Origin of the sequence: Planktothrix pseudagardhii (assembly GCF_904830925.1) — a bacterium.
Taxonomy (GTDB): domain Bacteria; phylum Cyanobacteriota; class Cyanobacteriia; order Cyanobacteriales; family Microcoleaceae; genus Planktothrix; species Planktothrix tepida.
The window spans coordinates 221,874-244,259 of sequence record NZ_LR882967.1 but is presented as its reverse complement, the minus strand read 5'-3'; the positions used below and the strand labels follow the sequence as shown (position 1 = coordinate 244,259).

General features: G+C 37.5%; 16 protein-coding genes and 1 CRISPR repeat array. Of the genes, 4 read left to right on the top strand and 12 right to left on the bottom strand.

Annotated elements, in window-relative coordinates; all coding sequences use genetic code 11:
* Positions 1-6: 6 nt before the first annotated feature.
* From NMK36_RS00935 to NMK36_RS00925, 3 genes are all read right to left on the bottom strand, one after another.
* A complete protein-coding gene (locus NMK36_RS00935) occupies positions 7-1,179 on the bottom strand; it encodes a GmrSD restriction endonuclease domain-containing protein (RefSeq protein ID WP_254172796.1) in 1,173 nt (390 codons plus the stop codon).
* 187 nt (positions 1,180-1,366) lie between these two features.
* Positions 1,367-2,092: a rhomboid family intramembrane serine protease gene (locus NMK36_RS00930; protein WP_072718968.1), complete on the bottom strand. Its 726-nt coding sequence runs from the start codon at positions 2,090-2,092 to the stop codon at positions 1,367-1,369.
* Between the two features lie 179 nt (positions 2,093-2,271).
* On the bottom strand, positions 2,272-2,817 hold the full coding sequence (locus NMK36_RS00925; RefSeq protein ID WP_254172795.1) for a Dps family protein: 546 nt from the start codon (positions 2,815-2,817) through the stop codon (positions 2,272-2,274).
* Between the two features lie 382 nt (positions 2,818-3,199).
* Between NMK36_RS00925 and NMK36_RS00920 the strand changes: the two genes are divergently transcribed.
* Both NMK36_RS00920 and NMK36_RS00915 read left to right on the top strand, forming a co-directional pair.
* The gene (locus NMK36_RS00920) at positions 3,200-3,388 is read left to right on the top strand and encodes a CsbD family protein (RefSeq protein WP_072718966.1); all 189 of its coding nucleotides are present in this window, start codon (positions 3,200-3,202) and stop codon (positions 3,386-3,388) included.
* Between the two features lie 450 nt (positions 3,389-3,838).
* Positions 3,839-6,730 (top strand): response regulator, encoded by a 2,892-nt coding sequence (locus tag NMK36_RS00915; protein ID WP_083579978.1) that lies wholly within the window; start codon positions 3,839-3,841, stop codon positions 6,728-6,730.
* Between the two features lie 21 nt (positions 6,731-6,751).
* Here NMK36_RS00915 and NMK36_RS00910 read toward each other — a convergent pair whose 3' ends face one another.
* Entirely contained in the window at positions 6,752-7,204 is a 453-nt protein-coding gene (locus NMK36_RS00910; RefSeq protein ID WP_254172794.1) for a response regulator, read from the bottom strand.
* Between the two features lie 1,518 nt (positions 7,205-8,722).
* Positions 8,723-9,442, bottom strand: a complete 720-nt coding sequence (locus NMK36_RS00905) for a response regulator transcription factor (protein ID WP_072718964.1) — start codon at positions 9,440-9,442, stop codon at positions 8,723-8,725.
* Between the two features lie 129 nt (positions 9,443-9,571).
* On the opposite strand from NMK36_RS00905, the gene NMK36_RS00900 reads away from it, so the two are divergent.
* Together NMK36_RS00900 and aspS are read left to right on the top strand one after the other, a co-directional pair.
* Entirely contained in the window at positions 9,572-10,714 is a 1,143-nt protein-coding gene (locus NMK36_RS00900) for a sensor histidine kinase (protein WP_072718963.1), read from the top strand.
* 369 nt (positions 10,715-11,083) lie between these two features.
* Positions 11,084-12,874 carry an aspartate--tRNA ligase gene (gene aspS, locus NMK36_RS00895; protein WP_254172793.1) on the top strand — a complete coding sequence of 597 codons (1,791 nt, stop codon included), beginning with the start codon at positions 11,084-11,086 and terminating at the stop codon, positions 12,872-12,874.
* 53 nt (positions 12,875-12,927) lie between these two features.
* Positions 12,928-14,999: a CRISPR direct-repeat array (repeat unit 37 nt; unit sequence GTTTCAATCCCTGATAGGGATTAATAGTTATTATAAC).
* Positions 15,000-15,250: 251 nt separating this feature from the next.
* On the opposite strand, the gene cas2 is transcribed toward aspS, so the two are convergent.
* From cas2 to cas7d, 7 genes are all read right to left on the bottom strand, one after another.
* The gene (gene cas2, locus NMK36_RS00890; RefSeq protein WP_254172792.1) at positions 15,251-15,523 is read right to left on the bottom strand and encodes a CRISPR-associated endonuclease Cas2; all 273 of its coding nucleotides are present in this window, start codon (positions 15,521-15,523) and stop codon (positions 15,251-15,253) included.
* A 2-nt stretch (positions 15,524-15,525) separates the two neighbouring features.
* Entirely contained in the window at positions 15,526-16,530 is a 1,005-nt protein-coding gene (gene cas1d, locus NMK36_RS00885; protein ID WP_254172791.1) for a type I-D CRISPR-associated endonuclease Cas1d, read from the bottom strand.
* Positions 16,531-16,648: 118 nt separating this feature from the next.
* A complete protein-coding gene (cas4, locus tag NMK36_RS00880; RefSeq protein ID WP_254172790.1) occupies positions 16,649-17,245 on the bottom strand; it encodes a CRISPR-associated protein Cas4 in 597 nt (198 codons plus the stop codon).
* Between the two features lie 47 nt (positions 17,246-17,292).
* On the bottom strand, positions 17,293-18,114 hold the full coding sequence (cas6, locus tag NMK36_RS00875; protein WP_254172789.1) for a CRISPR-associated endoribonuclease Cas6: 822 nt from the start codon (positions 18,112-18,114) through the stop codon (positions 17,293-17,295).
* A gap of 109 nt (positions 18,115-18,223) precedes the next feature.
* Positions 18,224-20,503 carry a type I-D CRISPR-associated helicase Cas3' gene (gene cas3 / locus NMK36_RS00870; protein ID WP_254172788.1) on the bottom strand — a complete coding sequence of 760 codons (2,280 nt, stop codon included), beginning with the start codon at positions 20,501-20,503 and terminating at the stop codon, positions 18,224-18,226.
* Positions 20,493-21,299, bottom strand: coding sequence for a type I-D CRISPR-associated protein Cas5/Csc1 (gene cas5d, locus NMK36_RS00865; RefSeq protein WP_254172787.1), 807 nt, complete (start codon positions 21,297-21,299; stop codon positions 20,493-20,495). The genes cas3 and cas5d overlap by 11 nt, the downstream gene beginning before the upstream one ends.
* Before the next feature lie 3 nt (positions 21,300-21,302).
* Positions 21,303-22,346: a type I-D CRISPR-associated protein Cas7/Csc2 gene (cas7d, locus tag NMK36_RS00860; protein WP_254172786.1), complete on the bottom strand. Its 1,044-nt coding sequence runs from the start codon at positions 22,344-22,346 to the stop codon at positions 21,303-21,305.
* Positions 22,347-22,386: the final 40 nt, after the last annotated feature.

Genomic DNA, 22,386 nt, shown 5'->3' with positions numbered 1-22,386 from the left:
TGCAAGCTATTCTCCAATAACCTGCGATAGCATATCATCAAAGATTTGGATTCGTTGTTGAATTTCTGCTTTACTTTTTCCACCTCCTGTTAAAAGACGTGATTCTTCCCGTTCAAAGAGTTTCTGGGTTTCTTCAATAATTTTTGTTTTTTGATCAATTAAAATTTTAGTTTTATCCAAATGTCGATTAAATCCAACCATGACCGCATCATAATAAGCTTTATAGGAATCTTTCTTCCAAGTCCTAGATTTTGGATCAAAGGGTTTGAATAAATTATCGTTATAAATTTGGTAAGCTAGATTAATTGTTTTTAAAAATACTTCCTTTAGGATTAAAATATCCTCATCAGAAAAATTTGAACTTTTGATCATATAAAGATCAAGAAATCCTTCCATTCCTCGTTGAAAATGGTCTACATTTCTCAAGGCAAAGAAACGAAGCACTAATTCTGCATCTTCCATTTTTTTATAAAGATTATTGTTTAATAAATCAGGGTCATTTTCATCGATAGGAATTCCCCAAGATTGAGTAAAGATAGGATTACGAGATAATTCTAGTAATAATGAATTAAACTTCCCATGATACAAACAATTCCGTACTTCCTGCTGACTTAAATCTACGCCTCCGGTATTAAAACGTTCAAAACTTTTCTGTTTGAGGAACAAAGCTGTTTCAGGATCAGAAGTTGATTCTGCAATAATAACAATAGATGAGATGGATCGACGATCAATTCCTGCTTTAACTTTAATTGGAAGTTGATCATAAGTACGTCCATTGATTTCTGGCCAAAGTTCGAGTCCTGTTAGTTTGAGTTTGTTTTCATAGAACTCTTTAATTGCTGTAATTCTCTGTTGACCATCCATGACTTCATAAGAATTGTAATCTATTTCAAACAGAATAATGGGTGGAACAGGGATATTAATTAGGAATGACTCAATTAATCGTGACTTCATCTTGTCATCCCATCGAGGTCTTCTTTGGTAAACGGGCTGTACATTCATATATCCGTTTTTTTTTAAAGCCTCAGCAAAGCTAGGCAGCTTTTCACGATTAATTTCAGTTAGGATGCGGTTTTCTTGGGAGGAGTATTTATCATTAATTTCTCCATCCGACATTTTTTTTTGACGTTTTGAGGAAGATTTCTCCCACATTTTTCCTTCAACGGGCGCAAATAGCATTTTCTCAATTCTCCATTGGCATCTTTATTATGAGGTATTTTAGCATTCCTAAGCTCAGATGACAAATTACCACATTCGAGAGTTAAACTTATTTTGAATACAATAAAAGATCTCAACCCAGACTCGCTGAATAGAGATCTTAAAAAAATATAGAAAAAACTTTATACAATCTGTAAATCATTTAAGCTTACTGCCAATATTCGTTATATCTTCCAGGGGAAGGACGGGAAAATAAGCCTAATAACGGCCCCAGAATTGCCCCGAAAACGAATCCGCCAGCGTGTGCCCAATAGGCAACACCGCCTTGCTGCATTCCCACATTAGCAGGAACTCCTAATGAAATTAATCCATTAAAGGCTTGTTGTACAAACCAAAATCCTAGGAAAAAAATGGCAGGAACTCGAATCGTATAGAAAAAGAATCCTAATGGAATTAAGGTTAATATTTTAGCTTGGGGAAACTTGAGAATATAAGCTCCCATGACTCCGGCGATCGCTCCACTGGCTCCTAAAGAAGGAATCGAAGATTGAGGAGAGAAAAACCATTGAGTCAAAACCGCCAAGGCTCCACAAAGGATATAAAAAATTAAAAATTTAATGTGTCCTAATTCCTGCTCAATATTGTTTCCAAAAATCCATAAAAATAACAGATTAAAACCGACGTGCATAATTCCAGCATGAAGGAATTGAGAGGAAATTAAAGTAAAAGGTTCGGGGACGGATTGATCAACAGAAACCCCATCAAAACTGGCACTGAGTTGATTAGGAACGACGGCATACAACTGAAAGAATTTTTCTAATTGAGGAGGAGTTAAACTCAGTTCATAGAAAAAAACCAGAACATTAATTATGATTAATATATAAGTAACAATCGGTGTAATTCGGATCGGATTTTCATCGTTTAAAGGAACCATTGATTTTTTCCTAAAGCTTGAATGAGCAAGATTGGGAATAAATAGTTATCAGTCAACAATGAACAATTCATGTTATATTGTGTTAAATGAGCGATAATAATTCACTCAAAATTTGATAATAAATTGCGATTTATTGCGGACTGATAACTATTTAAAGACCGTTTTTAAGTCAAATTTTTTTACATCACACTGGCTGCAACAGCTTTTTGATTGACATTAGAGCGTCTACCATTAGACTCTAAACCTTCCCCTTCAATAAAGGAACGCAACATCCAGGCCATTTGTTCATGTTGCTCCATTAATCCTGTTAGGAAATCGGCTGTTCCTGCATCATGAAATTCTTCTGCACATTGATCAATATGTTCACGAAGATTGCGAATAATTTGCTCATGATCATTCACTAATCGTTGAACCATTTCGGTTGTGTTTGGAAGATCTCCAGCGTGTTCTTCAATGGAAGCCAGTTTTAAAAATCCTTCCGCCGTCCCAACCGGATAACCCCCTAATGTCCGAACTCGTTCCGCCGTTACATCAATATTTTCGGTTAAGGCTTCATAATGTTCTTCCCAGAGTTGATGTAGGGTACGAAATTGCGGCCCAACCACATCCCAATGGTATTTTTTAGTTTTGATTAAGAGCAGATACATATTGGATATATCTGCATTTAATAATTCTATAACCCCTTGCATTTGCTCTTCAGTTAAACCAATATTTAACTTAGGCATACTTTCAAACCTCCTTTTTAATTTGCAAATCTCTTTCCTATTCAAACGAGTCTGTTTATTCCAAACATCTACCTTGTGAGAGAACTCTCAGAATTTATAACTTATGAATCTGCTTGTTTTGGGTTTAAATCTTCCTCAAGAAAGATAGACTGCAAAAACAAGTTAATCCTGAATTAGAATCGGGGAATTTAAACCTAAGCGATCTCTAACATTAAACCCTACAGAACTAAATAATACCCAGGAAATGGACTAATCCATCCGAGGATAGATGGAAACAACAATAAAAATTGATTACTGTTTAGAAAGTTAATAAATGCTGTTTTGAATCGGAATTTAATTCTCAAGACAGTTAAGCCATTTAATTTTGGAGAAACCAATAATCATGAGCACTGAAGAAAAAGGAAAAGCCACCTTAAAAAATGTAGAAGGAAAAGTCCAAGAAGCGGCTGGAAATATTACGGGCGATCCTGAAGATAAAGCAGAAGGAAAAATGAAGCAAACAGAAGCTGCTGCACAACATACGGTGGAAAATGTTAAAGATGCGGTCAAAGAAGAGATCGATAAACATTAATTGGGTTTTGTTCCGGTGTTGAGCCCTATAAAATCGAATTGATAAATTTTGTCTAGGTAACTGACTCAGTTACCTAGATCTGTTGTGTATAGATTAAATTCCTGTAAACGAATTTCCATGAATTGCAGATCATCCCTCAGATTTCAACTGTTAATCTTTCGGTATCAATGAGTTTAGTTTGATTTCAACTGAATTTCCCATCCGAGGTTTTTGGAAGTTGAGTCGTGTTACACCGTGTACATCCAAACTCTATTGATTTGTGTTAAGGTATTTTTTAGATTTCTAGGAATCCTAATCTTAGTCAGTCTATGAAGCCAATTGAATCGGGCGAACTATTCTACAATTTCCTGGGCTAGACTTTAGGAGCTTTGGTCAAAAAATACCTAATTGACTTGAACTGTATGTTAGCTCCTGTTTCCCCTTTTTTACTCATTCGGTGAGCCTACAGTTGTGATTTTATACTTCTTTTTCACCAGTTTAGTTTTAGTTGCTTTAGGATGGGCTTGGCAACAAAGACAACTAGCCTTGGGCTGGAAAGCGAGCTTAACTGAATTACAGTCGATGATTGAACACCTTGACTGTATGGTAATCGGTTTATCCGTTGATTACTGCATTCAACAATGGAACCTTAGTGCAGCAAAACATTATGGATATCAACGTCATGAAGTTTGGGGTAAAAATTACTTAAAGTTATTTGTTCCGCCCTCGATGGAAACAGAAGTGATAACTCATTATGAATATGTTTTAACTACAAAAAAATCCGTTCAGTTTCAACAGTTAGTTTCACTGGCGAATGCAGAAGAAGGGTTAATTCACTGGAATATTAATCCTTGGTTAAACCCCCAAGGTAAAATTAAAGGTTTACTTCTGCATGGCTATGTAGAAAATGCGAACTTTGTTTGGGAACAGAGGATAGTAGAGATTAGAGATCTGATTTTCCAATTTCCCATTGCGATCGCCATTTTTGATACCCAAATGCGCTATTTAGCCTATTCTCAAATTTGGCTGTCTCAATATAACTTAGAAGATCAAAACTTGCTTGGAAAAAGCCATTATGAAGTCTTTCCCGATATCAAATTAGACTGGAAAATAGCTCATCAACAAGCACTCAAAGGGGAAACAATTTCTCAAGGAGAAGATACTTGGGAACGAGAGGATGGAACCCAGTTTCAACAAAGTTGGGTGATTCAACCTTGGTATAAAAAGCCGGGTAAAATCGGCGGTTTAATTTTAGCAACAACACCCATTAGTCAACTGATTGAAGAACGGGAAGCCGCCTTAGAATCAGCTAGGCATAAATCTCACTTTCTGGCTCAAATGAGCCATGAAATTCGTACTCCCATGAATGGGGTTTTAGGGATGGTTGAATTACTCTTAGAGACTCAACTAACTCCCCAACAACGGGACTATACCTCAACGATTTATTGTAGTGCTCAACATTTATTGACGGTTATTAATGAAATTTTGGATTTTTCTAAACTAGAAGCGGGAGAAGCTCGTTTAGAAACGGTCAATTTTGATTTAGATAGCTGTCTGGAAACGGTGATTGATTTATTAACGGTCAAAGCCGAAGAAAAAAACTTAGAGTTAATTGTCCAAATTGATAGCGATTTACCCCGCCAACTCAAGGGTGATGCTTTACGTTTGCATCAAATTCTACTGAATTTAATTAGTAATGCGATTAAATTTACCGAAAAAGGTAACGTTATATTAACGCTTAAAATATTGGCAAACTATTCTGATAGAATCAAAGTTAAGTTTGCTGTTAAAGATACAGGAATTGGAATTGCTCAAGATTTACAAGCTCAAATTTTTCAACCCTTTTCTTTGGCAAGTTCTAACACCAACCGTCAATATGGGGGGACGGGGTTAGGGCTATCTATCTGCCGACATTTAGTGGATCTGATGGGGGGTGAAATTGGGTTTGAAAGTGCTTTAGGTGAAGGGTCTAATTTCTGGTTTAATGTAGAATTATCGAAAGCTGAAACCATTGCTTCAAACCGAGTTCCAGAGTTGGAACAGGTGAAATTATTAGTAGTTGATAGTAATCCTTTAGTTCGTGAGTCTATCTGTTCCTTTGCTCAAACTTGGGGAATTCAGATTGATGAAGTCGAGGATGGAAACACGGCTTTAACCGTTTGGAAAACAGCCCTTGAAAAAGGTAATCCTTATGATATTATTTTAATTGATTTACCTTTATTAAATCGAGAAGGGGTTAAATTAGTTCGGGCTTTACATCATTGTGATGAAAAATCCTCGACTAAAATGATTTTAATGAGTAAACTCAATCAACGCGATCGCGCGGAACAAGTGGTTAATTTAGGAGATTATAGCTATTTATTAAAACCCGTCGCGCCTTTACGTTTTTTACAAACCTTGGTTTTGACCCTAAATCTGAAATCTCCGGCTATTTTAACTCGTCTACATCAATGGCAGCATCAAACCCATCGCATAGAATCGTTTCAAAATCGCGATCAACGGTTTAACCTGCAAGCTCATACTCTGAAAATCCTTTTAGCAGAAGATGATCCGATTAACCAAAAAGTGATTTTGAGTCAACTTAAACTTTTGGGTTATGATGCCGATTTAGTCAATAATGGACAAAGTGTTTTAGAGCGATTAACCTATAAAGATTACGATCTGATTCTGATGGACTGTCAGATGCCTATTCTCGATGGCTATGAAGCCACTCGGCGCTTACGCCAGCATCCTGACCTGATTCATCGACAGCCAATCGTAATCGCCCTCACGGCCAGTGCCATGTCTTCGGATCGAGAACGTTGCATAGAAGCGGGAATGGATGATTATGTTAGTAAACCTGTAGAATTGAATGCTCTGGGAAAAATATTACAGCGCTGGAGTTCTTGCAAACTCTCAGACCCTGATCCGAGTCTTTCGGTTCTACAGTCGGTGAATTCATCTGATCGACACCCTGCTTTTGCATTTGAAACCTCTACCTTAGAATCAAATCCTATGAGTGCCTTGACATTTGCCGAAAGTCCTGTCAATTTAGAACGTCTCAATCGTTTACTCAAAGGAAATCTTCAACTGCAACACCGGCTGCTGAATTTGTTCATCGAACAAGCTCAAATCCGAATTCAGAATTTGCATCAAGCTATCCTGAATCAAGATTATAGCGGCATAAAACAACAGGCCCATGCGTTGAAGGGTTCAAGTGCGAGTGCAGCAGTCTTAGAAATGCCAGAAATCGCGAAACAACTTGAAGATCTCGCTCAAGAACAAACTTTAGAGGGTGCAACGGAATTAGTTGAAAAATTGCAACAGTGTTTAAATCGAGTTCAAGTCTTTGTGCAAGAGGAAATTTCATTCCGCTCCAGCTAACATTGATTTAGATTCAATTGATTAAGCAGACTTTTCTCTGAACGTCGAGCACCTTTGATGTTCAGTCTTTTTTTGTTTGATTTTGAGCATCATATTGACTTGATTCAGTAGTTCATCAATATCAATGGGTTTATAAATGACACCATTAGCTTCTCCTTTTGATTCCTGTTTAACTTCAAAAAAACTACAAGCCGTCATGACTAAAATTGGAATAAAAGGTAACTCCGAATTTTGGCAAATTCTTTGAATGACATCATAGCCACTTAAACCGGGCATCATCACATCGACAATAACCAGGTCGGGAGGAGAGTCTTTCACTTGATCTAAAGCAATATAGCCATTTTCAGCACATTTAACATGATAGCCCGCCCCTTGTAGAATAGCTTCTACTAAAAATAAAATATCAGGCGAATCATCAACGACTAAAATTGTTGTTGAGGGCAACGAATTAAAATTTGACCAGGATGTAGACATGAAAAATTTTTTTAATGAATTGAATAAGTTTTGACTTGCATTCCGCAAAATAGGGAACTGTGAAAATTAGTTAATTTTAGAACTGTTAGAGATAAAAACAGTCTTAAAATCTTCTTATTTTCCCAATATTTAATCTCAACTCAGAATTGATTGTTTTTACATACTATTTCTAGTACATTTTAAGAACGTGGGGAAGTTAACCCCCTTGTAAGTTACATCGTAAACCCCAGTCAGAATAACCGTTATCTGTCTGATGATGTAAATCCTACTTGTGTTTTTTTAAACGATTAACAAACTAAACCTTAAAAACTTTAATGTTCAGTTTTTTCTAATTTTTTATAGAATTTAATCCTTTATTCCTAAGTTCGCTAAAGTTAACAACTTTACTTTTGAGTCTGGAGTTATTTGGTAACAATTGTAACATAGCTACCCGGAATGTCGTCAACGGTTTACCCTGCTATTGGGCACAAATGTATCTTGCGGTAGAGGTAGCTACAAAGCGTTATCGCTTATTCTCTGGATTAACCCTGGAAATTGTAAGTTTAACTGCGTTTTAACCCCTGGTGAATTAAGCAGGCTGGAGCATATCCTTGCCTTAATTGTAGTGAAAGATAGAATCCCCCTCTCAAAATTTAAACAATATTTCCAATTTTCTGTTTAGCTTAAGCGAATCGGAAAGAGGAAATACGGTACAGGGAACAGGATTTTAGTTTTATCCGGTTTAAATCTGTGGTTTAAGTGCTGATTGGGTTAACCTCTCTAAATTAAGCAACCTTGCTGTTTTACAGGTTTGAGGTTGTAAGTTTTGCCATGAACATTAAAATTTTAAACTCAAAATTTAAGGCTCATTGATCAGTTAACTTTTGTGAAAATCAAATGATCTTCAAGCTTTTAAATTTTCAGGCTATTTTCAACAAAGGATAAAAATTTTATTTTTATATCTCCCCTACCTAGAAAAGGATGAGCCTATAGAATTATTGCCTGTAATTTCAATTATTTTCCTCAATATAATCCTGTTAAAGCTGATACTTTTTGGGGTATTAGTTAAATTAATTTAATCAGGGAGAAATTTTTATGCTTTAAAATTATGATCGTTCAAACCACAAAGTTATTGTTATCAATAAACCCTTAAATTGGATAATTTAAAGAATATTTTTACTGTTTTTAATGATTTTAATACTATTTTTAAATGTCGCCATAAAATAAAAATATTTCTAATATTTTAAAATTGATTTATACCCTGTTTATTTTATAAAATTTTGCAAAGATAAAGTCTCCATTTTTACTGTCATTTTATGATAAGAATAAATTAAATTATTTTAGATAATTAAACAATTTGTATTAAAGTAGTTTTTGTTATAATTAAAATTATAAAATATTTTTTGTATTTTGCAAAAAATAGAAAATTAAAGGACAGAAAATAGTTAGAATGAAGAAAATTTTTTAGTAACTTTATAAAAAACAAATAAAATATAGTTAAAAAACTCTTCATTCTAACTTAAACTCAATCAAAAAATCTTACTCAATCCAACCTGAACGTAAAGCACGAACTGCTGCCTGTGTGCGATCATCAGCACAAAGCTTATTTAAAATACTGCGAACATGAGTCTTAACCGTTCCCACAGTAATATAGAGTTTTTCGGCAATTTCAGCGTTACTACGTCCAGCAACAATTAATTCCAAAACCTCTAATTCTCGTTCAGTTAAAGGGCAAGATTGCAGAAAATCTTGATATTCCGCTTCTACCGCATTAATGGTTACAGTTTTGATATCGCTAGGTGCTACAACCTCCGGTGGTTTTTTCTTAGCCTGCTTCAGAACAGTGCGAGCAATGATCGGATCAATCCAAGCATTTCCTTCAAAAGTTGTGTAAATAGCATCCTTAAGTTTATCAATGCTAACATCCTTAACACTGTAAGAATCTGCACCCGCAGCAAAGGCTCCCATAACAGCATCATCATTATCGTGCATCGTTAAAATTAGAACCTTTGTTTCTCGAACTCCTCCATTAGAGATATATTGTTTAAATTTTTGAGTTAATTCAATCCCATCCATATCCGGTAAACCAATATCAATAATGGCAATATCCGGCTGGGTCTGTTTAAGAATTTCTAAACCACTCTTAGCATTAGCTGCCTCCCCAACAACCTGAATATTATTTTCTTGTTGTAGGGCAGTTCGTAAGCCTACCCGTGTCAAATCATGGTCTTCTACAAGGACAACACGAATTTCACTCATGGTTGATTTTCCCTTAATGATCTCATTGTCTTTATTATTGACAGATTTTTTGTTAAAATCAATAACAAATGTGCTCGACAAGATTAATCTTGTAACTTAGTTGGCGTAAAAAACACGTTTTTCAAAATCATGTCCCTTTTTATTGCCCCCCCTTTAAAATCTAGTGATCGAATTCTGGCCGTTGATGATTCCCCGGATAACTTATTTTTAATCGAGGCAATATTAGCTGAAGAAGGATACGAAGTTGTCTGTAAGTCTGATGGAAGTTCAGCATTAGCCTCTATTAACGCCGACCCTCCCGATTTAGTATTACTCGATGTTATGATGCCGGGAATTGATGGCTATGAAGTTACTCGGCGGATTCGGACTAATCCCCATCTTCCGTTTATTCCCATTTTGTTAATTACGGCCCATGATCATTCCAGTGTGGTCGAAGGCTTGGATGCAGGGGCAGATGACTTTATTCGCAAACCTGTTGAGGTTGATGAACTTTTAGCACGGGTGCGATCGCTGCTTCGACTTAAACATAGCATTGATCAACAGATGGCGATGTCCCGCCAAAGGGAGGATTTTGTCTCCCGTCTCACCCATGATCTACGAACTCCTCTAGTCGCGGCAGATCGGATGTTACATTTGGTTCTTCAGGGGGCTTTAGGAGAGATCTCACCGACCATTGAAGACGCGATCACCTCGATGATCAACAGTAATCAAAATTTATTACAAATGGTAAATACTTTACTGGAGGTTTATCGGTATGAAGCGGGTCGCAAAACCTTAACCTTTTCCTCTTTTGATTTAGGGAAAATTATTCAAGAGGTCATTCAAGAACTGACTCCCCTAGCTCAAGAAAAAGAATTAACCCTTAAATTTAATCCGATTAGCAATTGTTTAACAGACTCACCGATTATTATGGGTGATCCGTTAGAAATCAGACGGGTGGTGACAAATTTAGTGGGAAATGCGATTAAATTTACGGATATGGGTGCGATAGAAATTCGTTTAGATCGCAAGAAGATTTTCCTCGATACCCAAGATCAACCCACCGATGGAGTGATTTTGGAAGTGGAAGATAGCGGGGTTGGGATGTCTCCCGAAGATCAAGCGATTATCTTTGAACGATTCCGCCAAGGAAATAATAAACGAGCGGGAAGTGGTTTAGGATTGCATTTAGTTTCACGAATTGTAGAAGCCCACAGAGGCACGATTCACGTTCAATCGAAAATAAGTCAGGGTAGCCTATTCACCGTTTGTTTACCTGTAAACCCAGAATAGATAGAGTGTTGACGATTGACGGGTAGGGGCTTGTGTCATCAGTGTCAACTTAAGTTGAAAAGCCTTGAAATCAATTTCAGTAGAGAGACGCGCCATGTAACCCCCTCTACGCTAAAACCCGTTAAAACGGGTTAATGAAGAATGATCTGAGTCATCTTTAGATGCCGATCGCTTTTAGCCCGAACTTGAGTTCAGGGCTAACGTGGGTTAAGTTGACGGACTTTGCGTCCTACCTTACCCCTACGACTGTTAATCGTTTAGGGTTGACTTTTAACAAATAACTAATGGATGACGGGTGACGGTCTTTAATCTATACTGATAAGTTGCCCTGATTTAATTTAAACCTTAGTCTAACTTTCATTAAGAGTCATGCGAACCCACTACTGCGGCAATCTCCGATCTACCGATATTGGCGAAACTGTTACCCTCTGCGGATGGGTTGATCGACGCCGCGATCATGGTGGTGTAATCTTTTTAGATTTACGCGATCGCACGGGTATTGTTCAAATTGTCAGCGATCCTGAACGCACCCCCGACTCCTACAACACCGCCGAGAGTCTGCGGAATGAATATGTTGTTAAAATTACCGGGCGAGTTTCCCAACGCCCCCCAGAGTCCCTCAACCCCAAATTAGCCACCGGGGAAATCGAAATTTACGCCGATCAGATTCAACTTCTCAATGCACTCGGAAAACAATTACCTTTCCAAATTTCCGCCTCAGAAACCGAAAGCGTTCGAGAAGATTTACGCCTCAAATATCGCTATTTAGATTTACGTCGAGAACGCATGACCCGCAACTTACAATTGCGTCATGAAGTCGTTAAAGCCATGCGACGTTTCTTAGAAGATCAAGAGCATTTTATTGAAGTAGAAACCCCCATTCTCACCCGTTCAACTCCCGAAGGGGCTAGGGATTATTTAGTTCCTAGTCGAGTTAATCCGGGGGAATGGTTTGCGTTACCCCAATCTCCCCAACTGTTCAAACAATTATTAATGGTATCGGGATTTGATCGCTATTATCAAATCGCCCGGTGTTTCCGAGATGAAGATTTACGCGCCGACCGACAACCGGAATTTACCCAATTAGATATGGAAATGAGCTTCATGACCCAGGAACAAATTCTGGCGTTAAATGAAGCCTTAGTTGCTCATATTTTTAAAGCCGTTAAAGGCGTTGAAATTCCCCTTCCCTTCCCCCGTTTAACGTATAAAGAAGCCCTAGAACGTTATGGAAGTGATAAACCGGATACTCGCTATGGTTTAGAGTTAGTCGATGTTTCTGATATTGTCAAAGATTGCGGCTTTAAAGTGTTTTCTGGGGCTGTTGCTTCGGGCGGAATTGTTAAAATATTACCGATTCCTGGGGGAAATGAAGCCATTTCTAATATGCGAATTAAACCCGGTGGAGATATCTTTAAAGAAGCGTGTGAGGCGGGAGCAAAAGGGTTAGCCTTTATTCGCGTTCGAGAAGATGGGATTGATACCATTGGCGCAATTAAAGACAATTTAAGCAACGAACAAAAACAGGAAATTCTGACCCGGACAAATGCAAAACCGGGAGATTTACTGTTATTTGGGGCGGGAGATATTGCAACGGTGAATAAAACCCTAGACCGTCTGCGTCAATTTATGGCTAAAGAATTGGAACTCATTGATGCTAATAAAATTAATTTATTGTGGATTGTTGAGTTCCCGATGTTTGAATGGAATGAAGATGAAAAACGGTTAGAAGCATTACATCACCCCTTCACGTCTCCCTATCTTGATGATATTAATGATTTACCCCACGCCAGAGCGCAAGCTTATGATTTAGTCTTAAATGGCTATGAAATCGGCGGTGGTAGTCTACGGATTTATAAACGAGAGATTCAAGAAAAAGTATTTTCAACTATTGGATTAACCATGGAGGAAGCCTACAATAAATTCGGCTTTTTATTAGAAGCTTTTGAATACGGGACTCCCCCTCACGGCGGTATTGCTTACGGTTTAGATCGATTAGTAATGTTATTATCGGGAGAGGAATCGATTCGAGATGTGATCGCATTTCCGAAGACTCAACAAGCGGGTTGTTTATTAACAAATGCACCTTCTGGCGTAGACCAAAAACAGTTAAAGGAACTCTACGTTGCTTCAACTTACAAACCCAAAACCGACAAATAAATCCTAGTTAAGCTACTGAGTCTAAAAAAAGGGCTCAGTAGTGAAATTTATAGGTTTCAATCCCTGATAGGGATTAATAGTTATTATAACTCTATTTGGGGATTGAAGAAAATTGCAGCAGAACGTTTCAATCCCTGATAGGGATTAATAGTTATTATAACATGGAAAGGATTAAGAGAGTTAGCCGATGTGGTTTGGTTTGTTTCAATCCCTGATAGGGATTAATAGTTATTATAACTTTTTGAGGGATCCCTTTCAATATCTTGAATCAACGGTTTCAATCCCTGATAGGGATTAATAGTTATTATAACACCGATCTTACAACCTTGGCGATCGCCAGTTTTGGTTATGTTTCAATCCCTGATAGGGATTAATAGTTATTATAACTTAATATGAAGCTTGTCTGGGAAGGTTTGGGTGATTATGAGTTTCAATCCCTGATAGGGATTAATAGTTATTATAACGAGAACGGCAAGGGTAAACTTCAGAGGATTCTACGCAGCGAAGTTTCAATCCCTGATAGGGATTAATAGTTATTATAACGTCCATCCCCCACAATATTGATATTGTGGCAGAAGCTCCCCGTTTCAATCCCTGATAGGGATTAATAGTTATTATAACAAAAACTATAGAATTAGATTCCTATGGTGTGGGTAATGTGTTTCAATCCCTGATAGGGATTAATAGTTATTATAACTGATGGAATCTGCAAGCTTTAATTCTAAGTTGTTAGTTTCAATCCCTGATAGGGATTAATAGTTATTATAACCTCTAAGAAATCTGTCCTCTATGGCCTCTTAAAAGCCTTTGGTTTCAATCCCTGATAGGGATTAATAGTTATTATAACCATCAGCGACAGACCCGGAGTTAGTTGTAAGTTTCAATCCCTGATAGGGATTAATAGTTATTATAACGTCGCCCAATATTTGATAAATACTTTTTCAAAAATCAACAAGAATGTTTCAATCCCTGATAGGGATTAATAGTTATTATAACGATCAAGTAAATTCCCGACCGAAAAGTCGCTTAAACTATTTGTTTCAATCCCTGATAGGGATTAATAGTTATTATAACCTCCTGAGATTATGCAAGTCTCTGCTACTGGCAATGTTTCAATCCCTGATAGGGATTAATAGTTATTATAACTGTTCAATATCTTCCTGCTCATCATCCATCATCTGTTTCAATCCCTGATAGGGATTAATAGTTATTATAACCGATTATATTCCCTGGTTTTCACTGTGCGACATTCTCGTTTCAATCCCTGATAGGGATTAATAGTTATTATAACATCTGAGTTATGGTTTCTAGGTCAATCTAAAGGGTTTCAATCCCTGATAGGGATTAATAGTTATTATAACAAAGAACTTTCGATAGTTTTCTTTGCGATTGGGATGACTTCGAGTTTCAATCCCTGATAGGGATTAATAGTTATTATAACCATTAATTCTTTAGCGTGAATTGTTTCGGATTGATGACTGATACCTGATGTTTCAATCCCTGATAGGGATTAATAGTTATTATAACATCATTAGTTTCGTTCCCCGTTGCTGCTCTGGTTAGTTTCAATCCCTGATAGGGATTAATAGTTATTATAACCCCTTGATATTTTTGTCCCGGTCTATGACTTTGATTCTCCAGAGTTTCAATCCCTGATAGGGATTAATAGTTATTATAACTTGCCATATATGAGCTTAGACTCATTTGGCAGGTTGTTTCAATCCCTGATAGGGATTAATAGTTATTATAACCTTCTCACTATCACCCATCATCTTCTCATTTACCACCGTTTCAATCCCTGATAGGGATTAATAGTTATTATAACGTTCCTAATGCTACGATGGTCTCCGTTGCTGAATCGTTTCAATCCCTGATAGGGATTAATAGTTATTATAACACGGTTAATCCTAGGTCTTTCTGCATCATTTACTTCACCTATAGTTTCAATCCCTGATAGGGATTAATAGTTATTATAACGCTTTATGCTACCCGAAGCTTGCCGGAGTATTGGTTTCAATCCCTGATAGGGATTAATAGTTATTATAACCCTACGGGCAAGGATGAGTTAAACCAGAGAATCTAGAGGATGTTTCAATCCCTGATAGGGATTAATAGTTATTATAACCGCAGGCTTCTGAAACCCTTGATATATTTAGTTTTCAAGGTGCGATTCCGACAACCTGATCAGAATATACCATTTCAGCCATCGACTTGACAATAGGCAAAACTAAAAAAACGCTGAAACTGTTTCAGGATAAGGCTTACAAGAATTGCGACAACCTCAAAAGATGAGCGAAACAGTTTAAACCCAGAACCGATAACGGTTTCAGCGATTATTTTAGCATTTCTTTTCCCAACAGCCACAGGTAGGCGCAACTAAGCAAAGAAAATCGTATGATCTCGTATAGGTTCGCCGCCAATGCGTTCAACCTTTCCCTGACAACAAGCACAGAGGAAATAAAAGCGAATACTATCGGTTTCAGGGTTAATAATTTTGTTGAGACGCGATCGCAATTTAGCATATTGAGTGTTAGTCAACTCACACTCAAAAACACTGTACTGCATCCATTGACCATAGGATTTTAAGATCGAATGAATTTTCGTGCGACGTTTATCCTCAGAAATATCGTAAGACACCACAACAAACATGATTATTTTAACACCAAAGGCGGATATTTTTCAATGTCACCCATCAAATATTTCCCTAACAAACGAGCTTGAATTTCAAACGCCTCTTGATAAGTACATTGTTGACCTAACACCGGATGCTTGAACTTAGATTGTTTTTTCTGTTCATATAATTTCAGAAACGTTCGCCGTCCTTCAGGAGACATTAAAACCGCATTGCTAATCGGTTCTATTGTAAAATCATCAGGTGTTAACTGCTTTAAATTAATCGCACTCAACACCATCGAATCTACAATTAACGGTCGAAACTCCTCCATTAAATCCAAAGCTAAACTCGGACGACCATAATGTTGAACATGAAGATAACCCAAATAGGGATCAAACCCGACTAAATTAACCGCACTTTGCACATCATGACACAATAAAGAATAACCAAAACTCAGTAAAGAATTAACTGGGTCAGTTGGCGGGCGACGGTTACGACAATTAAAACTAAAGCCATCTCCCCGAATTAACTGATCAAATGCACCAAAATAAGCCGCACTTCCCGCCCCTTCTAAACCGCGTAAAGAGTTAATATTATTGGTATAAGAAATAGGAGCGATCGCATTATCCAACCGAGTCAAAGCAGCCTCTAAATCCAGTTCAGAATATTTACGTCCTTGTCGCAATAAAATCATCCGATAATTCTTCAATTTTCCCCGCACAAACCCCCGGACTAAATGTAACGCCTTTTCCGACTCTCCGGCTGCTTCCCATTGCGCTTTTCTCACAAAAATATTCTTGGTCATTTCTGGTTCTAACCGTCCTAAATAACGCCCCGTATCTGTTAAAAAGGTTAACGGGATATGACGTTCTAAAAGTTCCTGAACCACCGCAGGAGATACCGTTGAGCGTCCTAAAATAACAATTCCATCTACTTTTATTAACGGCACATCCAGAACATTTTTCTTATCCGCCTTTACCGTTAACCGTTCATCCGTTTTGCCAATAAACGAATCATTAACCGTAACATAAACCGTTCCCATTGTATTAACCTCAAAAAAATAGTAGGTTGTGTAAGCGAACCGCACGCAACAGAATTACTGTCTATGATCTATAAAGTAAATACTAGCGAGCGAGGACGCTCGCACTACAATATTTACCTTAAACAATCACCTCTTGATACCGACTAACTTTTGCAGCAATTTTCGGTAAACAAGATTCATACAAACTGCAACCTTTACAGCGTTTTTGATAACTTGCTAAAGGTTGATGACCCGTTTGTAAAAGAGCGAAAACTTGATCAATAATATTAATTGCTTGTTCTCGTAATATTGAGGAAATTTCCACAGGTTGACGTTGATGGGATTGGGCATAATAAATATAACCCTTTGTGACAGTTTTACCCGTCATTTCTTCTAAACATAACGCTTGCGCTACCACCTGCATTTCATCATTATCCCATTCCCCTTTGCGTCCCCGTTTATATTCTACGGGGTAAAATTCTCCCGATTGTGATTCAATTAAATCCGATTTTCCAATTAATTTATAACGTTCAGATTTCAACCAAACCGCCCGAACTTGCCAAAGTTCCTCACGATTTTGTTCTCCAAAACTATGAACGCGATCGTGCAAACTGGTTCCTTCTATGGTATACTGATTATCAACAAATTCCCCTGCACAAAACATTCGCCAACAGCGATGGGGACAATAAGAAAAATGATTCAAAGACGAAATCGGAATATAATCAATGGTTTCCATAATTCACCTAACCTTATTGAGCAAAAAACAGATAATTCAGTCAACTTTCAACCATTACCAATTCTCCTGACCATTCCCATTCCCATCGGTGTTTTCCGTCCCACACCGCTATACAGAGCAAAATCCGCTAAGGTATTAATTTGTTTAATAACCATTGGGTCTACATCTCCCAAAATTCTAAAATTCATTATTCCCACACAGCCAATAAATTTACTGCGAGAATCTGCTAAAATCTCGGTTCTAATATTGAAGAAACTCGGAAAAATAGGTTCAATTAAAGTATCTTCAAAAGGAATCCCGCTATATTGATTCCAACGTCTTAATAACGACCCAAACACACTATCTCGCGTTGGTAAAGCCGAATCAAAATTACTTTGACGAAAGGCGGTTGGGGTACAGAATATTAATTCTATTTGTCGGTTTTCATCAGATGCTTGTTCATACAATTGACGATAGGATGAAAAATTAGCCCAAGGTTGAGTCGATTGAGGTGTGCCTAAAATGCTGGTAATTTGTAAATCAGCAGGGCCTAAATGCCAAGGTGTTTTAGGATTAAGATTTAACCATAAACCACTCAAATGACTAAATAGATTATCATCCAATAAAGAAATTCTTAACCAGCAAGGAGTTTCACTGGAAATCGGTTTCTTATGTTGCCATTGCAGAACGTTCTGATGAATCGTTTTGCTGATTTGTAACGGACTTAAGGTAAACGCTTTATCTGTTTTTTGTTCATGTAAATAAGTTCCTAATTCGGGGTCAACGGAACTGACTAATGTTAGAAATAACGCATGAATATGTCGTCCCGTTAAATAGTTTAAGGGAATAGAAGAAAGGGGCAAAAGATTGAGAACAAGACTATGGGGCATAATTTTACCTTAATAATTTGTAGCGTAGCTGAGAGAATGAAAGAAAATAGTTAAGACTGATTAATTAACTTATTCATCTACCTTAAGGGTTAGTTAAAGCTATAATTAATTAAGCAATCCAGAAGTTTTCTTCATCGAGTAAGCGTATTTTTAAGCCACTCATAGCAACGGTTAAGATCCCTGCTATTCCTGGTAAAAAAGCATACTCTTTTTCTACATCATTACATCTAACGGTAATAGGATAAGATGGAATTCGCTCTTTTTTAAGACGATAAAAAGCTACAGCACTGCTAATAGGACAAATGATTACCCCAGGTAACAAGCTTTTTTCTAATTGATTGAGTAAGGGAGTGGGAGCGATCGCATCTCCCATTTTTCGTTCAATATTACAATTTTTCAAAACAATCAGTTTGTTGATTTGAGTGTTAATAAACTCTTGACGACTTCCAGAATAACGCCAACGGAAACTGATTTGATAGGGGATTTCTGCACGACTTGTAACTACAATGTCTTCATCTTGAGTTGCAAATTCATAATAACGGAGTAGATGAATCGGATCTAAATCAGTTTCTTCCGATTGATCCAGTAACAGTCCATAAGGGTCACGAATATGCAGGCTTTCAAATAAACTAAAACGAAACTGGAAGATCGGTGTATAGCTAATACTTAATTCTTCAGCAAAAGTTTTGAGTTCTTCAGCCGCATCTTCATATTCCCTGAATTCTTCCTCCCATTCTTCTAAAGTGACTATTCCCGCATCAATTTCTTGTAAGCGTTCAGGATATTTAGCCCCTAAAAATCTTTTAATTAAGGCTTGACCTCCTTTTATATATTTCCATTCTTTCTTGATTGACTTTAAAGAAGTTTTACTTAATTTATCAGCAGCGCGTAAAACTTTCATCCGATAGCGGTAGTCTTGCCAAGTGCGTTTACCCCCTAAAGTTAATTTGAGAGTTTCAAAAAGCTGTAGAATTAATTCACTACCGGATAAATTATCAAGCATTTCTTCCATTTCCAACAAAGGACGAGCAATTTCAAGAAATGCTTCTGATTGCCAATAAGCTTTTAGAAAAGGACGTTCAAGACAAGGAAGTTCTGAAAGTTTTTGTTTGAGAGCTTCTCGCCCTCCTGAAAGATCTAAATCTGTTAATCCTTGTTCCCACGCGATATCAGGTAAATAGGCGATCGCATCTGAAGGAATATTCGTTTCAATTTTACCTAAAACACGCCCGACACGACCGATTCTTTGCCAGAATGAAGCGCGATCGCGAGTTGAAAAAATTAACCAATCTAAATTCTGACGAGGGGGATCAGGATGGCGTTCAAAATTAAATCCGACATCAACGGTACTGGTTGCTAAAATAATCGGTTGTTGGGCAGCCCAGAGGCGTTCTTTGGCAGGTGTAGAGCCTGTAATTCTGCCAAAAGATTGACCATAACCTCTGGCTTTTAATAAATCTGCTAATCGATTAACGTAATCTTTGGAGTCTAAAATAACAGCCCCATTTTGGTTGGGATTATCTTTAAATCGTTGGCAAATTTCATCAGCGATTTCTTTTAAAAACTGATCTCGTTCTGGTTCAGGTCGCAATTGTAATTGTACAGAGGTTTGAGAGGGGAGAAGATGAGTATTTTCTGCTTCTCCATCAATTCGAGCAATTTTAACTCCTTCTGCTTCTAAACTTTTAAAGGCTTCCTCACAGGCGGGTTCAGGTGTTGCGGTTAACAAAACAACTCGCCGACCCTGTTTAAAGAAACCAAAAACTTTTGAAAGGGCTAGATAAAACAACAAACTGACTAACTGTTTAGCATCGTATAAATGAAACTCATCAAAGATGATGGTTGCAAATTTGTTGTAAAAACTGCTGGCAATATTGACTTGATCAAGTTTGTTATAGGCAAAGAATATTGCATAATAGAAAAGGTCTGGATTTGTTACTAATAAAACAGGTCGATTGGCGCCAATCTCAGGAAAAATTGTTGCAGGATTACGGAGTAAATTATAGATTTTTTCCCCTGGGCGCGAACCGACTCTATCGTTAGACCATGCTCGAACCTCTTTGGCAGAAGCAGAAATGACAACATGATTCAATCCAGCATCACGAACAAGCTTTTCTGCGGCTTCTTTCTGTTGATAAACTAAAGCATTGGTTGGTGCGATGTAGATTGCTGTTTTATTCGGTTGATGTAGAAGAACTGATAACCCTGCTTTTGTTTTCCCTGTTCCAGTGGGAGCTAAATCAATAATAATGTCATGATCACGGGATTTAAGAAAAACATCAACTTGGTGTTGAAGGGCATTTCCTAAAAATGTGAGTTCAGGCGGTAAATTAGAACAAGCTGCAATACTTTTAGGCTCCAATGTTAAGGTTAATGGTTCACGGTTCATAATTCGATCTTCCTCCACAAAAACATAAATTGGCTGGGATCGTCCAATCTCCTATCTGCCATGCTGCTCCAGAAAAATGAAGGTTTTTAAGTAGGGATGTAGGAGGGATGGAAATTAAATCAAAAGACAGGAGATTTAACTCAGATGGTAAGTCAGCTACGCTTAAGTAAGCTTTACTGTCATACTCGCTTTCAGGTAAAGAAATAATAGGCATTTGATTCAATACCTTAATGCGAACTTTGCTGCGAAATTTCCCTAAACGAATATATTCTGGTATTTCTCGTTCTCCTAATACTAAAGTATGAAAACAGTTGCCTCGATCAATTAAACGTAAACGACCTGTTTGAGGATAGTTACTCGGTCGAAATGTATTCAATTTTTTGCCCTGTCGCCAGAGTGGAACATCTTCACGAGCCGTTGCGACGCGATTATTTGTCATTGCATACCAATAGGCATCAGAAAGCGCGTTAAATCGTTCAACTCGAAACGTTACTTTTCCTTCGGCTGGCCAAGCAGGTAAGATGTAACATTCTTGCGCTAAAGGAACTAAATCTTCTAAATAGGTTGGTCGTCCTGTGGCTTTTCCAGTTAAGCGATAAGGAGAATGTACCCAACCCATTGCATAAGCCAGTGCATAGTTACCAAATGCTCCTTCAGTGTAATAACAATCAGATAACTCTCTGGAGGCAAAAAACACAGGTTCAGCACACCATAATTCAATTAATCTTGCCTGTTTAAAAGAAATTTTAGGTGGTGTTACTGAATCAAAAAGGCTGAGTTGTTTGGCTTCTGGCATAATTTAACTCTCTGTTTCACTTGTGGTTTCTTTGCCTTTATTTTTCCGTTTTTTGCTCTCTGCTGTCGCTGAAACTTTTCGGAAGGTTTCATAGGATTGATTTAAACGTTTGAGAAAGGATTCTCGATCAGATTCTGACCAATGTTGATCAACATCAGCAATCAATTCAGTTAATTCAGTTTGAGAAAGTTGCACTGATATTCCTCGTTTATTGATCCAACTTGAAATCACTTGTTGAGTGGCAGTAATTACAGCATTACTATCCAGGGGATGTTCTAATAATGTGCCTGAATGAGTTAAGGTTTCATAAACACCTTGTACTAATTCCAGAGAACTTGGCAGTTCAGTAATTCCACCAAAAACACCCAAAATCTGATTTTCCATGCGACCAATACGGCTGGAAACAGCCCCATATCGACTGGTTAATAAAATATTGCCAATCACATATCGTAATTCATCGGCTGTAACATCTTTGAGAGTAACAACATCGAGGAAATGAACGCCCGGTTTAATGTATTCACTGGTGTTTAAAGCGGTAGATGCAGTGCCTTTTTCATCTCGCATGGTTCCATTTTCAAAAAGGGCATTAATCGTGCGATCGCCAATGGTATCTGTAGCAGGTAAAATACTAAAAGCATCCTCAGTCCAAATTCGACTTTTCTGAGCGCCTCCACCCCCCGCAGCAAAACCGTATAGAAAGCAATCGATACACATTTCACAAGGGGCATTTGTATTCATTGAACAAATCGATTCTTCTTCTTTTTTCTTAATGGTGTAGAGTAAATCATAAGCTCGTAAAAATTCCCGTCCCCGACGACGTTCAGGAGCAATTTGTTTGCGTTTCGTCATGACTAGACGAGGAATAATCTTTTTCGTATCTGTTACCCCAGCCTGTACAAATTCCCGACACATTGGCTCTCCGCTTCCTTCTGTCCGTAAAACTAATTCAGACAAAGAAGTTCTTAAAACCACTAAACCAATTGTTCTCCCTTTGGGGAAGTTTTCATAAGTCGGGGCGAGAAATGAAGTTAACTGATTAATTGACATAGGATTCTCCTTTTGAAATTGATAAGGGGTAGTTAATTGA